This window comes from Streptomyces sp. NPDC008313 (genome assembly GCF_042956125.1).
Taxonomy (GTDB): domain Bacteria; phylum Actinomycetota; class Actinomycetes; order Streptomycetales; family Streptomycetaceae; genus Streptomyces.
Genome location: NZ_JBIBFR010000026.1, coordinates 36,813 through 54,445 on the forward strand (window position 1 = coordinate 36,813; position 17,633 = coordinate 54,445).

Sequence of the window (17,633 nt, forward strand, 5' to 3'; positions counted from 1 at the left end):
TCGTACCTCCGGATCGTGTGCGGGTGTGACGGCGCGGGTGTGACGGTGCTGGTGGGGGAGGGCACGGCGGGGCCCGTCACGGCGAGGACCGCCCCGCCCGCTCGGCCGCGGGCGGGGCCCGATCGGCGTCCCAGGCCCCGGAGACGGCCGGGGCGCGGACCAGGCCGATGCTGCCCACCGCGACCAGTACCGCGCCCGCCACCTCGGGGACGAGGTGCCAGCCCAGGGTGATGCGCTCGTCGAACAGGGCCCAGCCGAGGACCACGCTCGTCATCGCGTCCCCGAGGGTGAGCGCGGGCTGGGACGCCGTCAGCGTCCCGGCGCGGAAGGCGCCCTGCAGCAGCAGGAACGCCACCGCGCCGGCCACCCCGGTCGCGTAGAGGGGCCAGCCGCCGAACACCGCGGACCAGCCCTCCGGGATGCGGCCCGTGACCTCCTTCATCAGCGCGGCGGTCGCCGCGAAGGCGACCGCCGACGCCAGGCCGAGAACCGCGGCCCGCGGGGCGCCCCGCACCAGCCGGGCCACCCCGACGAGCACGGCGACGACGCACAGCACGGCCAGGCCGACCGGGATCCAGGCCCCGGCCGGGGCGGTGTCCCGCCCGGCCGCGGGCGCGGCGGAACCCAGGAAGAGCGCCAGACCGCAGCCGAGCGCGAGGAAGGACAGCCAGGTCAGCCGGTCGGGACGGCGGCGGAACACGAAGCTGCCGACGATCAGTGTGAACAGGAGTTCACTGGCGAGCACCGGCTGCACCACCGAGAGCCGGCCCACGGCGAGCGCGCCCGCCTGAAGCCCGCCGGACACTCCGAGCATGGCCGCGCCCGCCAGCCAGTACGGACGGTGTATCACATGCCCGAGCCACCGGACCGCCCCCATCCGGCCGGAGCCGTCCGCCGCCTCCTCCGTCGCGGCCCGCCGCTGGAGCACGGAGGCCGCGGCGTTCGCGACGGCCGCCAGTACCGCGAGGACGACGGTGAGGGCGTTCACGGGGTCACCCGAACCGGGCGGCGAGACGGCGGTAGACGGAAGGGGCCGCGCCGTGCACCCAGCCGGGCAGCCGCAGCCAGCGCGGCACGAACACCTCGTCCCGGCCCCGGTCGATGGCCTGCCAGACGGCCTCGGCGACCCTCTCGGCGGGGATCGGCCTGGGACGGGACCGCGTGTACGCGGTGCCGCGCCGCTCGAAGAACGGCGTGTCCACGACCCCGGGGACCACATGGCTGATGCCCACGCCAGTGCCGCGCAGCTCGTAGCGCAGGGCCTCGGCGAACGTGCCGAGGGCGGCCTTGGCGGCGGAGTACACCGCCTCGTCGCGCACCCCGAGACGGCCCGCGACGGACCCGATGACCACCACCCGGCCGCCGCCCTGCGCGACCATGTCCGGCAGCAGGAGCCGCACCAGGTGCACCGTCGCCAGGACGTCGACGCCGAACACCTCGTCGATCGCCGACGCGGGCATCGAGCCGAACGGTCCGGCCCACCCCACACCGGCCCCCGCCACCAGCAGGTCCACCGGCCCCACGGCCTCCCGCACGTACTCCGCCAGCCGCCGCCCGGACCCGGGGCGGGTCAGGTCGGCCGGGAACACGGCGGCCGACGTGTCGGCGGCGACGCGCTCCAGCCGGCCCCGGTCGCGTCCGTTGAGCACGAGCCGCCAGTTGTCCTCGGCCGCGAGCCGCCGGGCCACCGCGGCGCCGATCCCGGAGGACGCGCCGGTCACCAGGGCCACGCCCTTCCCGGACGTCCGCCCGGCCGCCGCGCCGGCGAGCGCCTCGCCGGCCGGGGTGGACGCGGTGCCCAGCAGGGCCGTGGCCTGGGAAACGCCGTGGGCGTGGCTGTGGGGCACGGACCGCTCCTCAGGAGGTGTCTGACACTGCCGGGCAGGAGGGCGCCGGACTCGCGGCGAGTGTCCGAAGTATCCCTCTGGAAGATGGACAAACGTGGCCGGGACACACGTTTCGCCACCTCTGTGCCGGGTACTTTGGGCCGGTGCACGCGAAGATCCTGCCGGGCGGCGGCGCCCCGGACCGTGGGTAGCCCGGCCGTACGCGGCCCCGCCCCCGCGGGGTCCCACCGGCCGTGCCGGCTGCTGATCGTGAGCGCCAGCATGGGCTTCGGACACGACACGGTCGCCGCCGAACTGGCCCGCCGGGCCCGGCGGGCGGGCTGGCACGCCGAGGTGGCCGACGTACTCGGACTGCTCCCGTACGCGTCGGGGCGCGCGCTGCGGCTCGGCTACCGGTCGGCGGTCCGGTACGCCCCCTGGGCCTACGCGGGCGTCTACGAGCTGTTCCTGCGCCCGCGGGAGGGACCGCGTCCCTCCATCAGCCCCCTGACCTCGCTCGCGGCGCGGCGGCTGCTGGAACTCGTCGACCGGACGCGAGCCGACCTGGTCGTGCCCGTCTTCCACGTCGCCGCCCAGCTCACCGGGGCACTGCGGGAGCGGGGCGCGCTGACCGTGCCGAGCGCCGTCGTCGTGACGGACTTCGTCGTCCACCGGCAGTGGCTCCACCCGGGCAACGACCTCCACCTGGTCGTCTCCGCCGACGCGGCCCGTGAGGTGTCCCGGCGGACCGCGGGTCCGGTCGAGGCGAGCGGACCGCTGGTGTCCCCGGCCTTCCTGGAGCCCGCACCGCGGGCGCGGGACTGGCGCCGGGACTTCGAGCGCCGCGCACCCGGCCGGACACCGGTGCTGCTGTCCACCGGCGCCTGGGGTGTCGGGTCACGGCTCGACGGCACGGCCCGCCTGCTGGCCCGCCGGGGCTATCTGCCGGTCCTGCTCTGCGGGCGCAACGAGCGGCTGCTGCGCCGGGCGCGGACCCTGCCCGGATCGCTCGCGCTCGGCTGGGTCGAGGACATGCCCGGCCTGATGGCGGCGGCCGGCGCCCTCGTGGACAACGCGGCAGGCCAGACCGCCGTGCAGGCGCTCGCCGCCGGGCTGCCCGTCGTCGGCCACCGGCCGATCCCCGGACACGGGGCGGCCGGCGTCCTGCGGATGGCGGACCTGGGCCTCACCGACCACGTACGGGACGAGGGCGAGCTGCTCGGCGCGCTGTCACGGCTCGCCGTACCGGGACCGGCGAGGCAGCAGCGGGTCGCCGCGGGCCGCGCCCTGTTCACCGGCGACGTCATCACGCCGCTGACCCGGCTGTACGAGGACACGGCACCCGGCCGGCCGGCCCGCGCGCGGCGTCACTGACCCGGCTCCTTCCGCGGAGCGAGAAGGGTGCCCAGCGCCACCATGCCGAACCCGAGCCCCAGATGCAGCCAGTTGTCCGCGCCGTTCACCGACAGGAAGTTCCACTCCGTGCCCCGGTGGACGCACAGGCCGTAGACCCACAGCGCCAGGTAGGCGAAGCCGCCGACGACCAGATACGTCCGGCACCACCGGGGCGCCCGCAGACCCACGTACAGGCCGGCGAGCCCGAAGGCCAGATGGACGAGGTTGTGCAGTGCGGAGACGGCGAACAGGCCGAACAGACGCGCCCCGGCGTGCGGCCCGGCGAACCCCATACGGCCGTACCGCGTGGTGATGCCGGGGACGAAGCCGAGCAGACCTGCCACGACGAACAGGGCGCCGACCAGGGTCACCGCGCGGCTCAGCACCGGAGGAACCGGACGCTGCCCCTCCGCGCCGGGACGTTCTTGCCTCCGCATGCGCTGATCACCTCGATTCCGTCGGCGGCCGACGGCCGGGAGGCGCCCGGCCGGAAGTCCATGACTACCTCTCGGCACGGGGGCGCGCACACCGGGCGGCGGGTGCCGTCACCCGCGTCCGCGGCGCGTCAGGACGTCCCGCAACCGGTCCAGGAGGCCCACCCGGGGTGCCAGCGCCTTGTTGACGAGAGGAGAGTCGGGAAGCCGCGGGCGGGCGCGGGTCGGTGCCGTCCTCTTGGCCTGCCGCACCTTCTCGCCCAGCTCGTCGAGGATCCCGGCCGGGCAGACGGCCTGCAGCCGCGGGAAGAGCAACTGCTCCTCCTCGCGCGCGTGCGCGGTGACCTGGACGACCAGGGACAGGACCAGCTCGTCGAAGTCCTCGGCGTCCGCCTCCCGCCCGGCGAGGTCCCGCAGCAGCTCCTCGACCTCCTGGTGCTCGGCCAGCTCCTTGTCGGCCCACCGGTCCCCGTCGGCCACGTGGTCGCGTACGGCGGGGTACAGGTACTCCTTCTCGGCGACCGAGTGACGTACGAGCTCGATGGTCAGCCTGTCGACGAGGTCCGCCCGTTCGGCGCTGCCCGGCGCGGCGGCGCGGAAGCGGTCGAACAGCGCCTGCACCTCGCGGTGGTCCGAGGTGAGTTCCTGGATGACGTCTGCCCCGTGAGCCACATGGATTCCTTCGGTCGGCGTTCGAGCCCGCACACCCTTCGTGCGTCACAGAAGTACCGCCGAAGCGGGCGGCCAAACCGCGGGCGCGCCCGGCGGCGGCACCCGGCGGGGCGGACCGGGCCCCTGATCTGCCTAATGCGGGAACCGTGCCCGGCCGGTCCCGCATAGTCACTCCGGACGCGGGTACCCACGTGCCGGGTTCCGGCCGCCGGGGACATGCCGGAGCACCGGCCGGCCGGGCTTCGCGGGCGCCGGCCGCGGCCCGTGAGTGCAGAGGGAGCGTGGAGATGCTGTTCCGGAAGCGGCTGGCGAGACTTGAGACGAAGTCACGTCAGGCGGCGTTCGCGGGTTACGCGGGCCTGGACCGCCGGGCTCCGCTGTCCGAGGCCGGCAAGAGCCTGATGCGCAAGGCGTTTCCGGACCACTGGTCGTTCCTGCTCGGCGAGATCGCCCTGTACAGCTTCGTCCTGCTCGTGATCACCGGCAGCTATCTGACGCTGTTCTTCGACCCCTCCATGACCGAGGCCCCCTACACCGGCTCCTACGAGCCGCTGCAGGGCGTCCTCGTGTCGAACGCCTACGCGTCGGCCCTCGACCTCAGCTTCGACGTGCGGGGCGGCCTGCTGATCCGCCAGATGCACCACTGGGCCGCCCTCGTGTTCATCGCCGCCCTCGGCGTCCACATGCTGCGCGTCTTCTTCACCGGTGCCTTCCGCCGGCCGCGTGAACTCAACTGGACGGTCGGCGTCACCCTGTTCCTGCTGGGGCTTCTGGAGGGCTTCTGCGGCTACTCCCTCCCCGACGACCTGCTCTCCGGCACGGGACTGCGCACCGCCCACACCATCGTGCTGTCCATCCCCGTCGTCGGCACCTACCTGGGGTTCTTCTTCTGGGGCGGCTCCTACCCGGGGCACCTGATCGTCCCCCGGCTGTACATCGTCCACGTGCTGTTCGTCCCCGGCGTTCTCATCGCCCTGATCACCGTCCACCTCATCCTCGTCGTGTACCTCAAGCACACGCAGTGGGCGGGTCCGGGCAGGACCAACCGCAACGTCGTCGGCCAGCCGATGTACCCGCAGTTCGTGGCGAAGTCGGCCGGGCTGTGCATGATGGTCTTCGGCGCCCTGGCCGTCCTCGGCGCCGTCGCCCAGATCAACCCCATCTGGGACTACGGCCCCTACCGCACCGACCAGGTGTCCACGGACGCGCAGCCCGACTGGTACGTCGGCTTCCTCGAGGGCGCCCTGCGGCTGATGCCGCCGTGGGAGAACACGATCGCCGGCCACACCGTCATGTGGAACGTCCTCCTGCCCGCCGTGGTGCTCCCCGGCGTCCTCTTCCTCGTGCTGTACCTCTATCCGTTCGCCGAGCGGTGGATCACCGGCGACCTGATGGAGCATCACCAGTGCGACCGGCCGCGCGACCGGCCGGCCCGTACGGGCCTCGGCGTCGCCGCCATCGTCTTCTACGCCGTGCTGCTGATGGCCGGCGGCAACGATGTGACCGCCTTCGTCTTCCGGGCCTCCGTGGAGACGCTGACCTGGATCCTGCGCGTGGCGGTCTTCGTCGGGCCGGTCATCGCCTTCCTGGTCACCAAGCGGGTCTGCCTGGCCCTCCAGGCCCACGACCGACAGCTGATGGAGGAGGGGGAGGAGACCGGCAAGGTCAGCCAGAGCGCCTACGGGGCCATCGGCGACACGCACAGGTCCATCGCCCCGGAGCGGCGCTACCGCCTGCTGGTCCGCGACATCCCGAAGCCGCTGCCGCATCCCGGCGCCGGGGCCTCGCGCACGAACCGGCTGCGCGCCCGGCTCAGCCGCTGGTACTACCGGGACCGGGTGGACATGCCCTCCACCGTGGAGGAGCGCCTCCAGGTCACCGGCAGGACACTCGACCCGGTGGCCGGCCCGGAGGAGGAGTGACCCCCGCACCCCTCCGGCCGGGGCGCGGCCGCGCCCCCGAACGGACCAAGCGCAGGGAGAGAGCATGACGCGTCGAGTTCGCGGCGTCGTACGAGCGGAGCGGCACCGTCCCCGGGCGAGGGCCGTGGGAGGGCTGACGGCGGCGTGCGCCCTGCTGGCCGGCTGCGCCGCGAATCCCGAGCGGGAACAGCCCGCCGAGGTCTACCCCCAGGTGGAGTTCCGCTACGACCAGGCGATCCGGCGCTCCCTGGCCGAGGTCCCCGGTTCGCGCCTGCTCGACACCGTGCTGCGTGATCCCCGCAGCGCCGAACCGGTGTGGCGCAGCGAGGTCGCCACACCCGACGGCACCGTCCACGCCGTACGCGTCGACGCCTCCGGCGGCCGGCTGAAGGACACTCAGGTGCCGCCGGGCCAGGACGGCGCGCGCAGGGCGGACGTGACGGCGCGGCTCGCGGGGGCGAAGATCCTGCCCGAGGACGCGGCACGCGAGGTCACCAGGCCGGAGTACGGGAAGGTGACCGACGTCGCGCTGCGCGAGGACCGCGCGGCGGGCGGGCGGACCTTCTGGTACGTCACCGTCACGGAGCGGCCCAGGGGGCAGGAGGACGTCGACTCGGCGGTCTACAAGGTCGACGCGGCGACCGGGGACGTGGCCGACCGCAGCTCCGTCGCCCCTGTCTCCTGACGGGACCCCGGACCCCTCTCCCACGTCCGGCCCCGGGTTTCGGTCACGTCGTGTCCGGAGGCCGGGCGGGCCGGTCGTCTCAGTCGTCGCGCCCCGCGAACTGGAACACCATCCCGAATACCCCGGCCGACATGACACCGAAGCCGATGAGGAACAGCCAGAGCCCGTAGACCACGCCGACGGCCAGCAGCGCGATGCCGAGGCCGAGCAGCGGCGGATACCCGCTGTGCGGCGGGAAGAAGTCGAGCGCACCGGCGCGGTCGGCGACCTCGGAGTCCGGGCGGTCCTCGGGGCGGCCGCCGTTGCGGCGGTAGTTCGCCGCGCAGAAGAACGCGATCGCCCCGGACATCAGGAACGAGACGGCGAGCGCCGCCATCCCGGCCGGCTCACGGGCGAAGACGATGTACGCGATGTCGGTGACGAGGAAGAACAGCGCCACGCCGCCGAACAGATAGGCCTCGGACTTCATCCGCTCTGCTCCCCCAGGGTGTCGGGCGTCGGTTCCTCGGTGCCGCTCTCGGCGGGCCGCAGCTCGCGCACCTCGGGATGGTGCAGGTCGAAGGCCGGAGAGTCGGAGCGCACCCTGGGCAGGGCGTCGAAGTTGTGCCGGGGCGGCGGGCAGGACGTCGCCCACTCCAGCGAACGCCCGTACCCCCAGGGGTCGTCGACCTCCACCCGCTCGCCGTACCTGCTCGTCCGCCAGACGTTGTAGAGGAACGGCAGCGTGGACAGTCCGAGGAGGAACGCGCCGATCGAGGAGATCGTGTTGAGCGTCGTGAACCCGTCGGCGGCGAGATAGTCGGCGTACCTGCGCGGCATACCGATCTCGCCGAGCCAGTGCTGCACCAGGAAGGTGCCCTGGAAGCCGATGAACAACGTCCAGAAGTGGATCTTCCCCAGCCGCTCGTCGAGCATCTTCCCCGTCATCTTCGGCCACCAGAAGTAGAAGCCGGCGAACATCGCGAAGACGATCGTGCCGAACAGCACGTAGTGCAGGTGCGCCACGATGAAGTACGTGTCGGTGAGGTGGAAGTCCAGGGCGGGCGAGGCGATCAGGACGCCGCTGAGCCCGCCCAGCAGGAACGTCACCAAAAAGCCCATCGACCAGAGCATCGGCGTCTCGAACGACAGCGAGCCCTTCCACATCGTGCCGATCCAGTTGAAGAACTTGACGCCGGTCGGCACGGCGATGAGGAACGACATCATCGAGAAGAAGGGCAGCAGCACCGCGCCCGTGGCGAACATGTGGTGCGCCCACACGGTCGCCGACAGCATGGTGATGGCGATGGTCGCTCCCACCATCCCCACGTAGCCGAAGGTCGGCTTGCGGCTGAAGACCGGGATGACCTCGCTGACCACGCCGAAGAACGGCAGGGCGACGATGTACACCTCGGGGTGGCCGAAGAACCAGAACAGGTGCTGCCACAGCAGGGCCCCGCCGTTGGCGGGATCGTAGATGTGCGCCCCGAACTTCCGGTCCGCCTCCAGGGCCAGCAGCGCCGCCGTGAGCACCGGGAACGCCAGCAGCGCCAGGATGGACGTGAACAGGATGTTCCAGGTGAAGATCGGCATCCGGAACATCGTCATCCCGGGGGCGCGCAGCGAGATGATCGTGGCGATGAAGTTCACCGAGCCGAGGGTGGTGCTGAGCCCCGCGACCACCAGCCCCATGCACCACAGGTCGCCGCCCGCGCCGGGGGAGTGGACCGCCCCGCTCAGCGGCGTGTAGGCGAACCAGCCGAAGGCGGCCGCGCCTCCGGGCACGAAGAACCCGGAGACCACGATCAGCCCGCCGAAGAGGAACAGCCAGTACGTCAGGGCGTTCAGCCGGGGGAACGCCACGTCGGGCGCGCCGATCTGCAGCGGCATGATCGCGTTGGCGAACCCGGCGAAGGTCGGGGTCGCGAAGAGCAGCATCATGATCGTGCCGTGGATGGTGAACAGCTGGTTGTACTGCTCGCTGCTCACGATCTGCAGTCCCGGGCGCGCCAGCTCGGAGCGCATCAGCATGGCGAGCACGCCCGCCACCAGGAAGAACGAGAAGGACGTGACCAGGTACATGTTGCCGATCGTCTTGTGATCGGTCGTGGTCAGATAGGTGCGGATCCTGCTTCCCGAACGGACCCGCGGGTTGTGCGAGGCGTCCAGAGGCTCCTGGCGCCGGCCCTGGTCCAGTTGCGACATCGCCCCTCCGAAACACTGGTCGCCGACGGCTTCGGTCGTCGCCGCGCTTCTGTGTAGCCCGGCCGCCCGGGTGTCAAACCCCTCATGAGCCATCCGGCGGGCATGATCAGCCGTCGTGCGCGCCGTACACGCGCCAGGCCTCGGCGTCGGCCCACCTGACGTCGAGACCGAGGCCCGGCCGGCCGGTGTCCGGCCGCAGGGCGCCGCCGTCCGGGGACAGGGTGCCGTCGAACAGCAGCCCCTCCACCCGTACGTGGTCGTGGAAGTACTCCAGATGCCGCAGCCGCGGCACGGCGCAGAACGCGTGTGCGGACAGCGCCGGGGCGCAGTGCGCCGACAGGTCGATCTGGTGGGCCGCCGACAGTCCGGCCACCTGGAGCACGCCGGTGATACCGCCGCAGCGGGTCACGTCCGCCTGCAGACAGTCCACCGCGCCGGCCGCGACCAGGTTGGTGACGTCCCGCAGGACGTACGCGTACTCGCCGGCCGCGATCTCCAGCCGACCGGGGCCCCGGTCGCGCAGCAGCCGCAGGCCCTCCAGGTCGGCCGAGGCGACGGGCTCCTCGAACCAGCTGACGTCCCACTCCTCGGCGAACCGGTGCGCCCAGTACAGCGCCTCCTTGCGGGACAGCGCCCCGTTGGCGTCGGTGAACAGGGCGGGAGCGTCACCGATCGCCTCGCGCACCGCGGACAGCCGGGCGGGGTCCTGCGCCGGGTTCCGGGAGGTCTTGAGCTTCACCCGCGGAATGCCCTGCTCCACCCAGCCCGCGAGCTGGTCCGTCAGACGGCCGAGGGGGTAGTTCGTGAAGCCCCCGCTGCCGTACACCGGGACGCGGTCGTGGAAGGACGGGAGCAGCCGGACCAGGGGGACGTCGAGCAGGCGGGCCTTGAGGTCCCACAGGGCGACATCGACCGCGGACTGCGCCATCGCGCCGACCCCGGTCCGGCCCGCGTTGCGGATCCGGGCGCCCATGCGGGCCCACAGGGCGGGCGGGGACAGGGCGTCGGCGCCCTGCAGAAGAGGTGCGAGCTTGCTGTCGGCGAACGCGGCGACGGACACGTCACCGTAGGTGTAGCCGATCCCGGTGCGGTCGCCCGCCCGGACCCGGACCAGCACCAGGGTGGTGGAGTCCCACTCCAGGGTTCCGTCCTGCTCGCTGCCGCCGGGACCGTCCGTCGGCACCTCGAAGGCGTGCACGTCCACCGATTCGATCAGTACGTCGTGACCGCGCCGGGCGATCGGCGTCGCGTCGTTCGTCATGACCCCCCAGTGACCGACGAGACGCACCCGCAAACCTGGCGTGCGGGCCCGGAGCCCCGCGTCCGGATCACGACCGCTGTCCGGCCGACTCGCGCGCGGCCGGTGCCCGGCCGCCCGAGCCGGGCAGGACGGCCCCGGTGAGTCCGATCCGCGCGGTCGTCCGCTTGCCGGACGGCTGAAGACGGACCTCGAAGCTCTGGCACACCGCCATGACGATCTCCAGGCCGTGCTGGCCGACCCGCCCCGGATCGGCGGCCCGGGCCACCGGCATCACCGGCTCACTGTCCCAGACCGACACCGTGACCGTGCCGGGGCCGAGACGCAGATCCAGCAGGTACGGGCCGGGGGCGTATTTGCAGGCGTTCGTCATGAGCTCGCTCACCACCAGCTGGACGGTGCCGCCGGCCTGCTCCGACACCCGCGTCCCGTGCACGGACCACACCCGCGCCAGGAAGCGCCGTGCCAGTTCGCGCGCCTGGGCGATGTCTCCCGGCACCCCGTGGAACTCGGCCGACACGCTGTCCGCCGCGGGCACCCGACCGTCGCCTGCCGAAGCCTCTTCCATGCCAACCGTCCTCTACCTGAGCACTCGCCTCACATGGTTCGCCTGCCCGAAAAGACGCCCGCCACCGGATCCCGTCCGCGATTGATGCGGTCCGGCCGCCGCGAACCTCCCCCACGAGGGGCGTAACGCGCTGGTCAGGGCGGTGAAGGAGGTACGGACGGGTGGTTGTCCACGACTGGCCCCGCGCACCCCGTCGGCCGCCCCGGGCCGGGCGGCGCCGCTGCGCGGACCGCGGTGACCCGGACGCCGGACCGGACGGCGCCCGAAAGAGCGAACCTGCCCGGGGCGCACGGCCAGCCCCCGCTCCACGGCCCCCGCCCGCACCTAGCGTCGCCGTCCATGCACGAACTGTCCGTCGCCGTCGCCGTCGTCGAGTCCGTCGAGGACGTGGCCCGCCGCCACGGCGCCGTCGGGGTGGAGTCCGTGCACGTGCGCGTCGGAGAACTCTCGGGAGTCGTCGCGGACGCCCTGCGCTTCTCCTTCGAGCTCGCCGCCGAGGGCACCCTGCTCGCGGGCGCGCGGCTCGACATCGAGGAGATCGCCGCCGTCGCCCGCTGCGAGGCCTGCGACACGCGGTTCACCGTCGGCTCGCCGCCCGATCTGACGTGCCCCGGCTGCGGTGCCCCGGCGGCGGACGTCCTCGCCGGCCGGGAGCTGGAGGTCGGCCGGGTCGAGCTCACCGCCCCGGAGTCGTGCCCCGCGGCCGCCCCGTCCCCCGACCCCCAGGAAGCGAGCGCATGATGTGCAGGTCCGTCGACGTGCGGCAGGCCGTACTCGCCAAGAACGACGGCCTCGCCGCCGGCTTGCGCGCCGATCTGTCGCGGCGGGGGGTGACCGCCGTCAACCTGATGTCCAGCCCCGGCAGCGGCAAGACCGAACTGCTCGGCCAGGTCCTGAGACTGGCCGTACAGGACGGCGTCCGGGTCGCCGCGCTCACCGCCGACCTGGCGACCGAGAACGACGCCCAGCGCCTCGCCCGCTCCGGCGCCCCCGTCAAGCAGCTCCTCACCGGCGGCCTCTGCCACCTGGAGGCGGACCGGCTCCGCGGCCACCTGGACGACTGGCTGCCCGACGGCACCGAGCTGCTGTTCCTGGAGAACGTCGGCAACCTCGTCTGCCCCGCCGCCTACGACCTCGGGGAGACCCTCCGCGTGGTCCTCATGGCGGTCACCGAGGGGGAGGACAAGCCGCTGAAGTACCCCACCGCGTTCGGCACCGCCCACCTGGTGGTCCTGACGAAGACCGACCTCGCCGACGCGGCCGGTTTCGACGAGGCGGCCTTCCGGGACCACATCCACCGGGTCAACCCCGGTGTGGAGGTCCTCCGCACCAGCGCCCGGTCCGGCGAGGGCACCCGCTCCCTGCTCGACCGCGCGCTGGGCGCCCGTTCCGGCGTGCCCCCGCACCGCCCCGTCCTCGCGGTGCGGCCCCACACCCACTCCGTGGTCACCGACGCGCTGTGAGCGGCCGGGGAGACAGCGGCCCGCCGGCCCGCCCGGACACCGGCCGAGCCCGTACGCGGCACAGGACGGTGATGTCATGACCGAGGCCCCGGCCCGGCCGGCCACCCCGGCGGACGCCCCCGGCGCCCCGGCCACGCCCACGACGGCACCCGCACCCGCCCCGCTGCGACGCCGGATCGAGGTACGCGGCGTCGTCCAGGGCGTCGGCTACCGGCCCTTCGTCCACCGCCTCGCCCGCGAACTCGCCCTGGCCGGATTCGTCGGCAACGACAGCTCGGGCGTCTTCATCGAGATCGAGGGCGCCCCCGAGACCGTGGCCCGCTTCTGCGCCCGCCTGGCCGGGCAGGCGCCGCCGCTCGCCGAGGTGACCGGCATCCGGCACCACGACCTCACCGCCGAGGGCACCGACGGCTTCACCATCCGGCCCTCACGGCACAGTGCCGGACAGACCCGGCTGCCACCCGACACCGCCACCTGCGAGGAGTGCCTGCGCGAGCTGGCCGACCCCGCCGACCGCCGCCACCGCCATCCGTTCATCACCTGCACCCACTGCGGCCCGCGCTTCACCCTCACCGACACCCTCCCGTACGACCGCGCGACCACCACCATGGCGGACTTCCCGATGTGCCCGCGGTGCGCCGCCGAGTACACCGACCCCGCCGACCGGCGCTTCCACGCCCAGCCGGTGGCCTGCCACGACTGCGGCCCGCGGCTGACGCTGACCCCCGCTCCCGGCCGCGGCCGCCCCGAGCACGGCGAGCAGGCCCTGCGCCGGGCACGGCAGCTGCTCGCCGAGGGCCGGATCGTCGCCGTCAAGGGCCTCGGCGGCTACCACCTCGCCTGCGACGCCACCGACCCCGCGGCCGTACGGGCCCTGCGCGCCAGGAAGGCCCGCGGCGCCAAACCCTTCGCCGTGATGTGCGCCGACCCGGCCACCGCCGAGAGCGTCGCGACGGTGACACCCGCCGAACGGGCCGTGCTCACCGGCCCCTGCCGCCCCGTCGTCCTGCTCCGCCGCCGCACACCGTCCGGTCCGCTCGCCGACGAGGTCTGCCCCGGCAGCCCGCACGTCGGCGTCATGCTGCCCTACACCCCCGTCCACCAGCTGCTCCTCGGGCTGCCCGGCGACCCTCCCGGCCCCCGGCTGCTGGTCATGACCAGCGGCAACCGCTCCGGCGAACCCATCGTCACCGACGACGCCCAGGCACTGACCCGGCTGGCCGGGCTGGCCGACGCCTGGCTCGCCCACGACCGGCGCGTCGACGCGCCCTGCGACGACTCCGTGGTGCGGGTGCGGGCCGACGGTACGACCCTCGTCCTGCGCCGCGCCCGCGGCTACGTCCCCCGGCCGGTCACCCTCCCGGTGCCCGTCCGGCCCGCCCTCGCCGTCGGCGGCGACCTGAAGAACGCGGTCTGCCTCGGCTCCGGCCACGACGCCTGGTTCTCCCCGCACATCGGGGACATGGGCGACCTGGCGACCCTCGACGCCCTCCACCACGCCCAGCTGCGGCTGCGGCGGCTCACCGGCGTCACCCCGCGCCTCCTCGCCGCCGACCGCCACCCCGGCTACCACTCCGCCCGCTGGGCGCACCGCCACAGCGGGCAGGAGCCCCCGCGCCTCGTCCAGCACCACCACGCCCACGTCGCCTCGGCGATGGCGCAGCACGGCCTCGACGGCACCACCCCCGTCATCGGCGTCGCCTTCGACGGCACGGGGTACGGCGACGACGGCACCGTCTGGGGCGGCGAGGTGCTCATCGCCGACTACGACGGCTTCCACCGCTTCGCCCACCTGACCCCCGCGCCGCTCCCCGGCGGCGACACCGGCGTCGCCAACCCCTGCCGGACCGCGCTCGCCCGGCTCCGTACGGCCGGTCTGCCCCGGGACGGCGACGTGCCCAGTGTCACCGCCTGCTCCCCGGCCGAACTCGCCGTGCTGGAACGGCAGCTGGAGCGGGGGCTGGCCTGCGTCGCGACCTCCTCCATGGGCCGGCTCTTCGACGCGGTCTCCTCCCTCGCCGGGGTCTGCCACCGCGCCGGGTACGAGGCCCAGGCCGCCGTGGAACTGGAGGCCGAGGCGGCCCGCGCCTGGTCCGAGCCGGCCGGCGCGTACACGTTCGGCATCGCGCCCGGCCACGGGGGGAACGGCGGACCGCCGCCGCTGCTCTGCGACCCGGCCCCGGTGCTGCGCGCCGTCCTCCAGGACGTGCGCCGGGGCACCGGTCCCGCCGTGGTCGCCGCCCGGTTCCACCGGGGCGTCGCCGCCATGGTGGCGGAGATCTGCGAGCGCGCCCGCCGTGCCACCGGCACGGCCACGGTGGTGCTGACCGGCGGCGTGTTCGCCAACGCCCTCCTGGAGGAGGAGTGCACCGCGCGGCTGGCGGCGGCCGGCTTCCGGGTCCTGCGGCACGGCGAGGTGCCGCCCGGCGACGGCGGCCTCGCCCTGGGCCAGCTCGTCGTGGCGGCCCGCGAACAGCGCCCCGGCCCACAGAGCCCGTAGGCCCTCCGGCCCCCGCGCGGACCGGCGGCCCTCCGCGGACCGGCGGCCCTCCGCGGACCCACAGACCTGCAGCACAGCGAGAACGGAGTAGCCATGTGTCTGGCAGTGCCCGGAAGAGTGCTCGCCATCGAGGAACGCGACGGTCCGCTCACGGGACTGATCGACTTCGGCGGGGTGCGCAAGGACGTGTGCCTCGAGTACGTCCCCGAGGTGAAGGTCGGAGAGTACGTCATCGTCCACGTGGGCTTCGCGCTGCAACGGCTCGACGAGGCCTCGGCGCGGGCGTCACTGGAACTCTTCGAGCAGCTCGGCCTGATGGATGAGGAATTCGGCGACGCCTGGGAGCGCGCCGCGGCGGAGGAAGGCGGCCGGTGAAGTACATCGAGGAGTTCAACGACCCCCAACTGGCCCGGCGGCTGCTCGACGAGATCCACGCCACCGTGACCCGGCCCTGGGCGCTGATGGAGGTGTGCGGCGGGCAGACGCACTCCATCATCCGGCACGGGATCGACCAACTGCTGCCCGACCAGGTCGAGTTGATCCACGGACCCGGCTGCCCGGTCTGCGTCACCCCGCTGGAGGTGATCGACAAGGCCCTGGAGATCGCCTCCCGGCCGGGCGTCATCTTCTGCTCCTTCGGCGACATGCTGCGCGTCCCCGGCACGGACCGCGACCTGTTCCGGGTCAAGGGCGAGGGCGGCGACGTACGCGTGGTCTACTCCCCGCTCGACGCTCTGGAGCTGGCCCGCCGCCACCCGGACCGTGAGGTCGTCTTCTTCGGCATCGGCTTCGAGACGACCGCGCCCGCCAACGCCATGACCGTCCACCAGGCCCGCCGCCTCGGCCTGCGCAACTTCAGCCTGCTGGTCTCCCACGTGCGCGTCCCCCCGGCCGTCGAGGCGATCATGACCGCGCCCGCGTGCCGCGTGCAGGGCTTCCTCGCCGCGGGCCACGTGTGCAGCGTCATGGGCACGCACGAGTACCCCCGGCTGGCCGAACGCCACCGTGTGCCGATCGTGGTCACCGGGTTCGAGCCGCTGGACATCCTCGAGGGCGTCCGCCGCGCCGTGCACCAGCTCGAACGCGGCGAGCACCGGGTGGAGAACGCCTACCCCCGCGCCGTGCGCGACGAGGGCAACCCCGCCGCCATGGCCATGATCGAGGAGGTGTTCGAGGTCGCGGACCGTGCCTGGCGCGGTATCGGCGTCATCCCGGACAGCGGCTGGCGGCTGGCCGAGGCCTTCCGTGAGTACGACGCGGAGCACAGGTTCGACGTCAGCGACATCCGCACCGAGGAGTCGCCCCTGTGCCGCAGCGGCGAGGTCCTCCAGGGGCTCATCAAGCCCACCGAGTGCGAGGCGTTCGGCACCACGTGCACCCCGCGCAACCCGCTCGGAGCCACGATGGTCTCCAGCGAGGGAGCCTGCGCCGCCTACTACCTCTACCGCCGGATGCAGGCCCCGGCCGCGCCCGGGGCTTCCGCGTCCGTGCCCCCGAAGGAGATGAACCCCGTTGGCTGACACGGCCGCACCGGCCCCGGTCGACCCGGCGAACTGGAGCTGCCCGGCACCGCTGCGCGCCCAGGACGTCGTCGTCATGGGGCACGGCGGCGGAGGCGCGCTCTCCGCCGAACTGATCGAGCAGGTCTTCGTCCCCGCGTACGGCAACAAGACCCTGTCGGCCATGGCCGACTCGGCCGCCGTGACGCTGGGCGGGGCCCGCCTGGCCTTCTCCACGGACTCCTACGTCGTACGGCCGCTGTTCTTCCCCGGCGGCTGCATCGGCGACCTGGCGGTCAACGGCACGGTCAACGACCTCGCCATGAGCGGCGCCCGGCCCGCCTTCCTGTCCACCGCGTTCGTCCTCGAGGAGGGCGTCGGGCTCGACGTGGTGGGGCAGGTGGCCAAGAGCGTCGGCGCCGCCGCCACGGCGGCGGGCGTCATCGTCGTCACGGGCGACACGAAGGTGGTGGAGTCCGGGCACGGCGACGGCGTCTACGTCACCACCTCCGGGCTCGGGCTGATCCCCGACGGCGTCGACATCCGGCCGCAGCGCGCCACACCGGGTGACGTCGTCATCGTCAGCGGGCCGATCGGCCTGCACGGCATCGCCATCATGAGCGTGCGGGAGGGCATCGAGTTCGGGTCCGAGGTGGTCAGCGACACCGCGCCGCTGGCGGACCTGGTCGCCGCGATGCTGGACGTCACGCCCGACCTGCACGTCCTGCGCGACCCGACCCGGGGCGGACTCGCCGCCTCCCTCAACGAGATCGCCCGCGCCTCCGGGACCGGCATCCGCCTCAGCGACCGTGACATCCCCGTGCCGGACGCGGTGGCCAACGCCTGCGGTTTCCTCGGGCTCGACCCCCTGTACGTCGCCAACGAGGGGCGCCTGGTCGCCCTCGTGCCGCCCGCCCACGCCGACGCCGTGCTGGAGGCGATGCGCCGCCATCCCCAGGGCACGGGCGCGCGGATCGTCGGCGAGTGCGTCACCGAGCACCCCGGCATGGTGGTGGTCTCCACCGGCCTGGGCGGTACCCGCGTCGTCGACCTGCCGCTCGGCGAACAGCTGCCGCGCATCTGCTGACCGGTACCGGCCCCGTACGCCGGTGCGGCCGGGGGGGGGGGGCGCCCCCCGGGGGGGGGGCCCCCCCCCCGGGGGCCCCCCCCCGCGCGGTCTGTTTTGCGCGGACCCGGCCGCGCTACAACCCCGCGCCCCGGGGCGGC

17 protein-coding genes are annotated in these 17,633 nt (G+C 73.7%); 9 read left to right on the plus strand and 8 right to left on the minus strand.

Annotated features, from left to right (window positions below; all coding sequences use genetic code 11):
- Positions 1-76 precede the first annotated feature (76 nt).
- Together ACFY93_RS28620 and ACFY93_RS28625 are read right to left on the minus strand one after the other, a co-directional pair.
- Positions 77-988, minus strand: a complete 912-nt coding sequence (locus ACFY93_RS28620) for a DMT family transporter (RefSeq protein ID WP_391364278.1) — start codon at positions 986-988, stop codon at positions 77-79.
- A gap of 4 nt (positions 989-992) precedes the next feature.
- Positions 993-1,847 (minus strand): SDR family NAD(P)-dependent oxidoreductase, encoded by an 855-nt coding sequence (locus ACFY93_RS28625; protein ID WP_391364280.1) that lies wholly within the window; start codon positions 1,845-1,847, stop codon positions 993-995.
- A gap of 261 nt (positions 1,848-2,108) precedes the next feature.
- Here ACFY93_RS28625 and ACFY93_RS28630 point away from each other — a divergent pair, with 261 nt between their 5' ends.
- Entirely contained in the window at positions 2,109-3,200 is a 1,092-nt protein-coding gene (locus ACFY93_RS28630) for a galactosyldiacylglycerol synthase (protein ID WP_391364409.1), read from the plus strand.
- Here ACFY93_RS28630 and ACFY93_RS28635 read toward each other — a convergent pair.
- The gene (locus ACFY93_RS28635; RefSeq protein ID WP_391364282.1) at positions 3,194-3,658 is read right to left on the minus strand and encodes a DUF4383 domain-containing protein; all 465 of its coding nucleotides are present in this window, start codon (positions 3,656-3,658) and stop codon (positions 3,194-3,196) included. The genes ACFY93_RS28630 and ACFY93_RS28635 overlap by 7 nt on opposite strands.
- A gap of 108 nt (positions 3,659-3,766) precedes the next feature.
- Positions 3,767-4,327, minus strand: coding sequence for a hemerythrin domain-containing protein (locus ACFY93_RS28640; RefSeq protein WP_391364284.1), 561 nt, complete (start codon positions 4,325-4,327; stop codon positions 3,767-3,769).
- 287 nt (positions 4,328-4,614) lie between these two features.
- On the opposite strand from ACFY93_RS28640, the gene ACFY93_RS28645 reads away from it, so the two are divergent.
- A complete protein-coding gene (locus tag ACFY93_RS28645; RefSeq protein ID WP_391364286.1) occupies positions 4,615-6,249 on the plus strand; it encodes a cytochrome b N-terminal domain-containing protein in 1,635 nt (544 codons plus the stop codon).
- Between the two features lie 64 nt (positions 6,250-6,313).
- A complete protein-coding gene (locus ACFY93_RS28650) occupies positions 6,314-6,934 on the plus strand; it encodes a hypothetical protein (protein WP_391364288.1) in 621 nt (206 codons plus the stop codon).
- A 79-nt stretch (positions 6,935-7,013) separates the two neighbouring features.
- Here ACFY93_RS28650 and ACFY93_RS28655 read toward each other — a convergent pair whose 3' ends face one another.
- The 4 genes from ACFY93_RS28655 to ACFY93_RS28670 all read right to left on the minus strand — a co-directional run bounded on the left by ACFY93_RS28655 (position 7,014) and on the right by ACFY93_RS28670 (position 10,944).
- Positions 7,014-7,403, minus strand: coding sequence for a cytochrome c oxidase subunit 4 (locus tag ACFY93_RS28655; RefSeq protein ID WP_391364290.1), 390 nt, complete (start codon positions 7,401-7,403; stop codon positions 7,014-7,016).
- Positions 7,400-9,118 (minus strand): cytochrome c oxidase subunit I, encoded by a 1,719-nt coding sequence (gene ctaD / locus ACFY93_RS28660; RefSeq protein ID WP_391364292.1) that lies wholly within the window; start codon positions 9,116-9,118, stop codon positions 7,400-7,402. The genes ACFY93_RS28655 and ctaD overlap by 4 nt, the downstream gene beginning before the upstream one ends.
- 106 nt (positions 9,119-9,224) lie before the next feature.
- On the minus strand, positions 9,225-10,379 hold the full coding sequence (locus ACFY93_RS28665; protein WP_391364294.1) for an enolase C-terminal domain-like protein: 1,155 nt from the start codon (positions 10,377-10,379) through the stop codon (positions 9,225-9,227).
- Between the two features lie 67 nt (positions 10,380-10,446).
- The gene (locus ACFY93_RS28670; RefSeq protein ID WP_391364296.1) at positions 10,447-10,944 is read right to left on the minus strand and encodes an ATP-binding protein; all 498 of its coding nucleotides are present in this window, start codon (positions 10,942-10,944) and stop codon (positions 10,447-10,449) included.
- 339 nt (positions 10,945-11,283) lie between these two features.
- Here ACFY93_RS28670 and hypA point away from each other — a divergent pair, with 339 nt between their 5' ends.
- From hypA to hypE, 6 genes are all read left to right on the plus strand, one after another.
- Complete coding sequence (gene hypA / locus ACFY93_RS28675; protein ID WP_391364298.1) at positions 11,284-11,685, plus strand: hydrogenase maturation nickel metallochaperone HypA; 402 nt, start codon at positions 11,284-11,286, stop codon at positions 11,683-11,685.
- Positions 11,685-12,407, plus strand: a complete 723-nt coding sequence (gene hypB / locus ACFY93_RS28680) for a hydrogenase nickel incorporation protein HypB (RefSeq protein WP_391364411.1) — start codon at positions 11,685-11,687, stop codon at positions 12,405-12,407. Before hypA ends, hypB begins: the two co-directional genes overlap by 1 nt.
- 76 nt (positions 12,408-12,483) lie before the next feature.
- The gene (hypF, locus tag ACFY93_RS28685) at positions 12,484-14,907 is read left to right on the plus strand and encodes a carbamoyltransferase HypF (RefSeq protein ID WP_391364301.1); all 2,424 of its coding nucleotides are present in this window, start codon (positions 12,484-12,486) and stop codon (positions 14,905-14,907) included.
- Positions 14,908-15,000: 93 nt separating this feature from the next.
- On the plus strand, positions 15,001-15,282 hold the full coding sequence (locus ACFY93_RS28690; RefSeq protein WP_391364303.1) for a HypC/HybG/HupF family hydrogenase formation chaperone: 282 nt from the start codon (positions 15,001-15,003) through the stop codon (positions 15,280-15,282).
- The gene (hypD, locus tag ACFY93_RS28695) at positions 15,279-16,427 is read left to right on the plus strand and encodes a hydrogenase formation protein HypD (RefSeq protein WP_391364305.1); all 1,149 of its coding nucleotides are present in this window, start codon (positions 15,279-15,281) and stop codon (positions 16,425-16,427) included. The genes ACFY93_RS28690 and hypD overlap by 4 nt, the downstream gene beginning before the upstream one ends.
- Complete coding sequence (gene hypE, locus ACFY93_RS28700; protein ID WP_391364307.1) at positions 16,420-17,493, plus strand: hydrogenase expression/formation protein HypE; 1,074 nt, start codon at positions 16,420-16,422, stop codon at positions 17,491-17,493. Before hypD ends, hypE begins: the two co-directional genes overlap by 8 nt.
- Positions 17,494-17,633 lie beyond the last annotated feature (140 nt).

Bases quoted from the DNA above. Each gene is read 5' to 3' on its own strand.
- ACFY93_RS28645 (WP_391364286.1), top strand. From the start codon at position 4,615: ATGCTGTTCCGGAAGCGGCTGGCGAGACTTGAGACGAAGTCACGTCAG.
- ctaD (WP_391364292.1), bottom strand. From the start codon at position 9,118: ATGTCGCAACTGGACCAGGGCCGGCGCCAGGAGCCTCTGGACGCCTCG.
- ACFY93_RS28650 (WP_391364288.1), top strand. From the start codon at position 6,314: ATGACGCGTCGAGTTCGCGGCGTCGTACGAGCGGAGCGGCACCGTCCC.
- ACFY93_RS28635 (WP_391364282.1), bottom strand. From the start codon at position 3,658: ATGCGGAGGCAAGAACGTCCCGGCGCGGAGGGGCAGCGTCCGGTTCCT.
- ACFY93_RS28670 (WP_391364296.1), bottom strand. From the start codon at position 10,944: ATGGAAGAGGCTTCGGCAGGCGACGGTCGGGTGCCCGCGGCGGACAGC.
- ACFY93_RS28655 (WP_391364290.1), bottom strand. From the start codon at position 7,403: ATGAAGTCCGAGGCCTATCTGTTCGGCGGCGTGGCGCTGTTCTTCCTC.
- ACFY93_RS28665 (WP_391364294.1), bottom strand. From the start codon at position 10,379: ATGACGAACGACGCGACGCCGATCGCCCGGCGCGGTCACGACGTACTG.
- hypB (WP_391364411.1), top strand. From the start codon at position 11,685: ATGTGCAGGTCCGTCGACGTGCGGCAGGCCGTACTCGCCAAGAACGAC.
- ACFY93_RS28690 (WP_391364303.1), top strand. From the start codon at position 15,001: ATGTGTCTGGCAGTGCCCGGAAGAGTGCTCGCCATCGAGGAACGCGAC.
- hypA (WP_391364298.1), top strand. From the start codon at position 11,284: ATGCACGAACTGTCCGTCGCCGTCGCCGTCGTCGAGTCCGTCGAGGAC.
- ACFY93_RS28630 (WP_391364409.1), top strand. From the start codon at position 2,109: ATGGGCTTCGGACACGACACGGTCGCCGCCGAACTGGCCCGCCGGGCC.
- hypF (WP_391364301.1), top strand. From the start codon at position 12,484: ATGACCGAGGCCCCGGCCCGGCCGGCCACCCCGGCGGACGCCCCCGGC.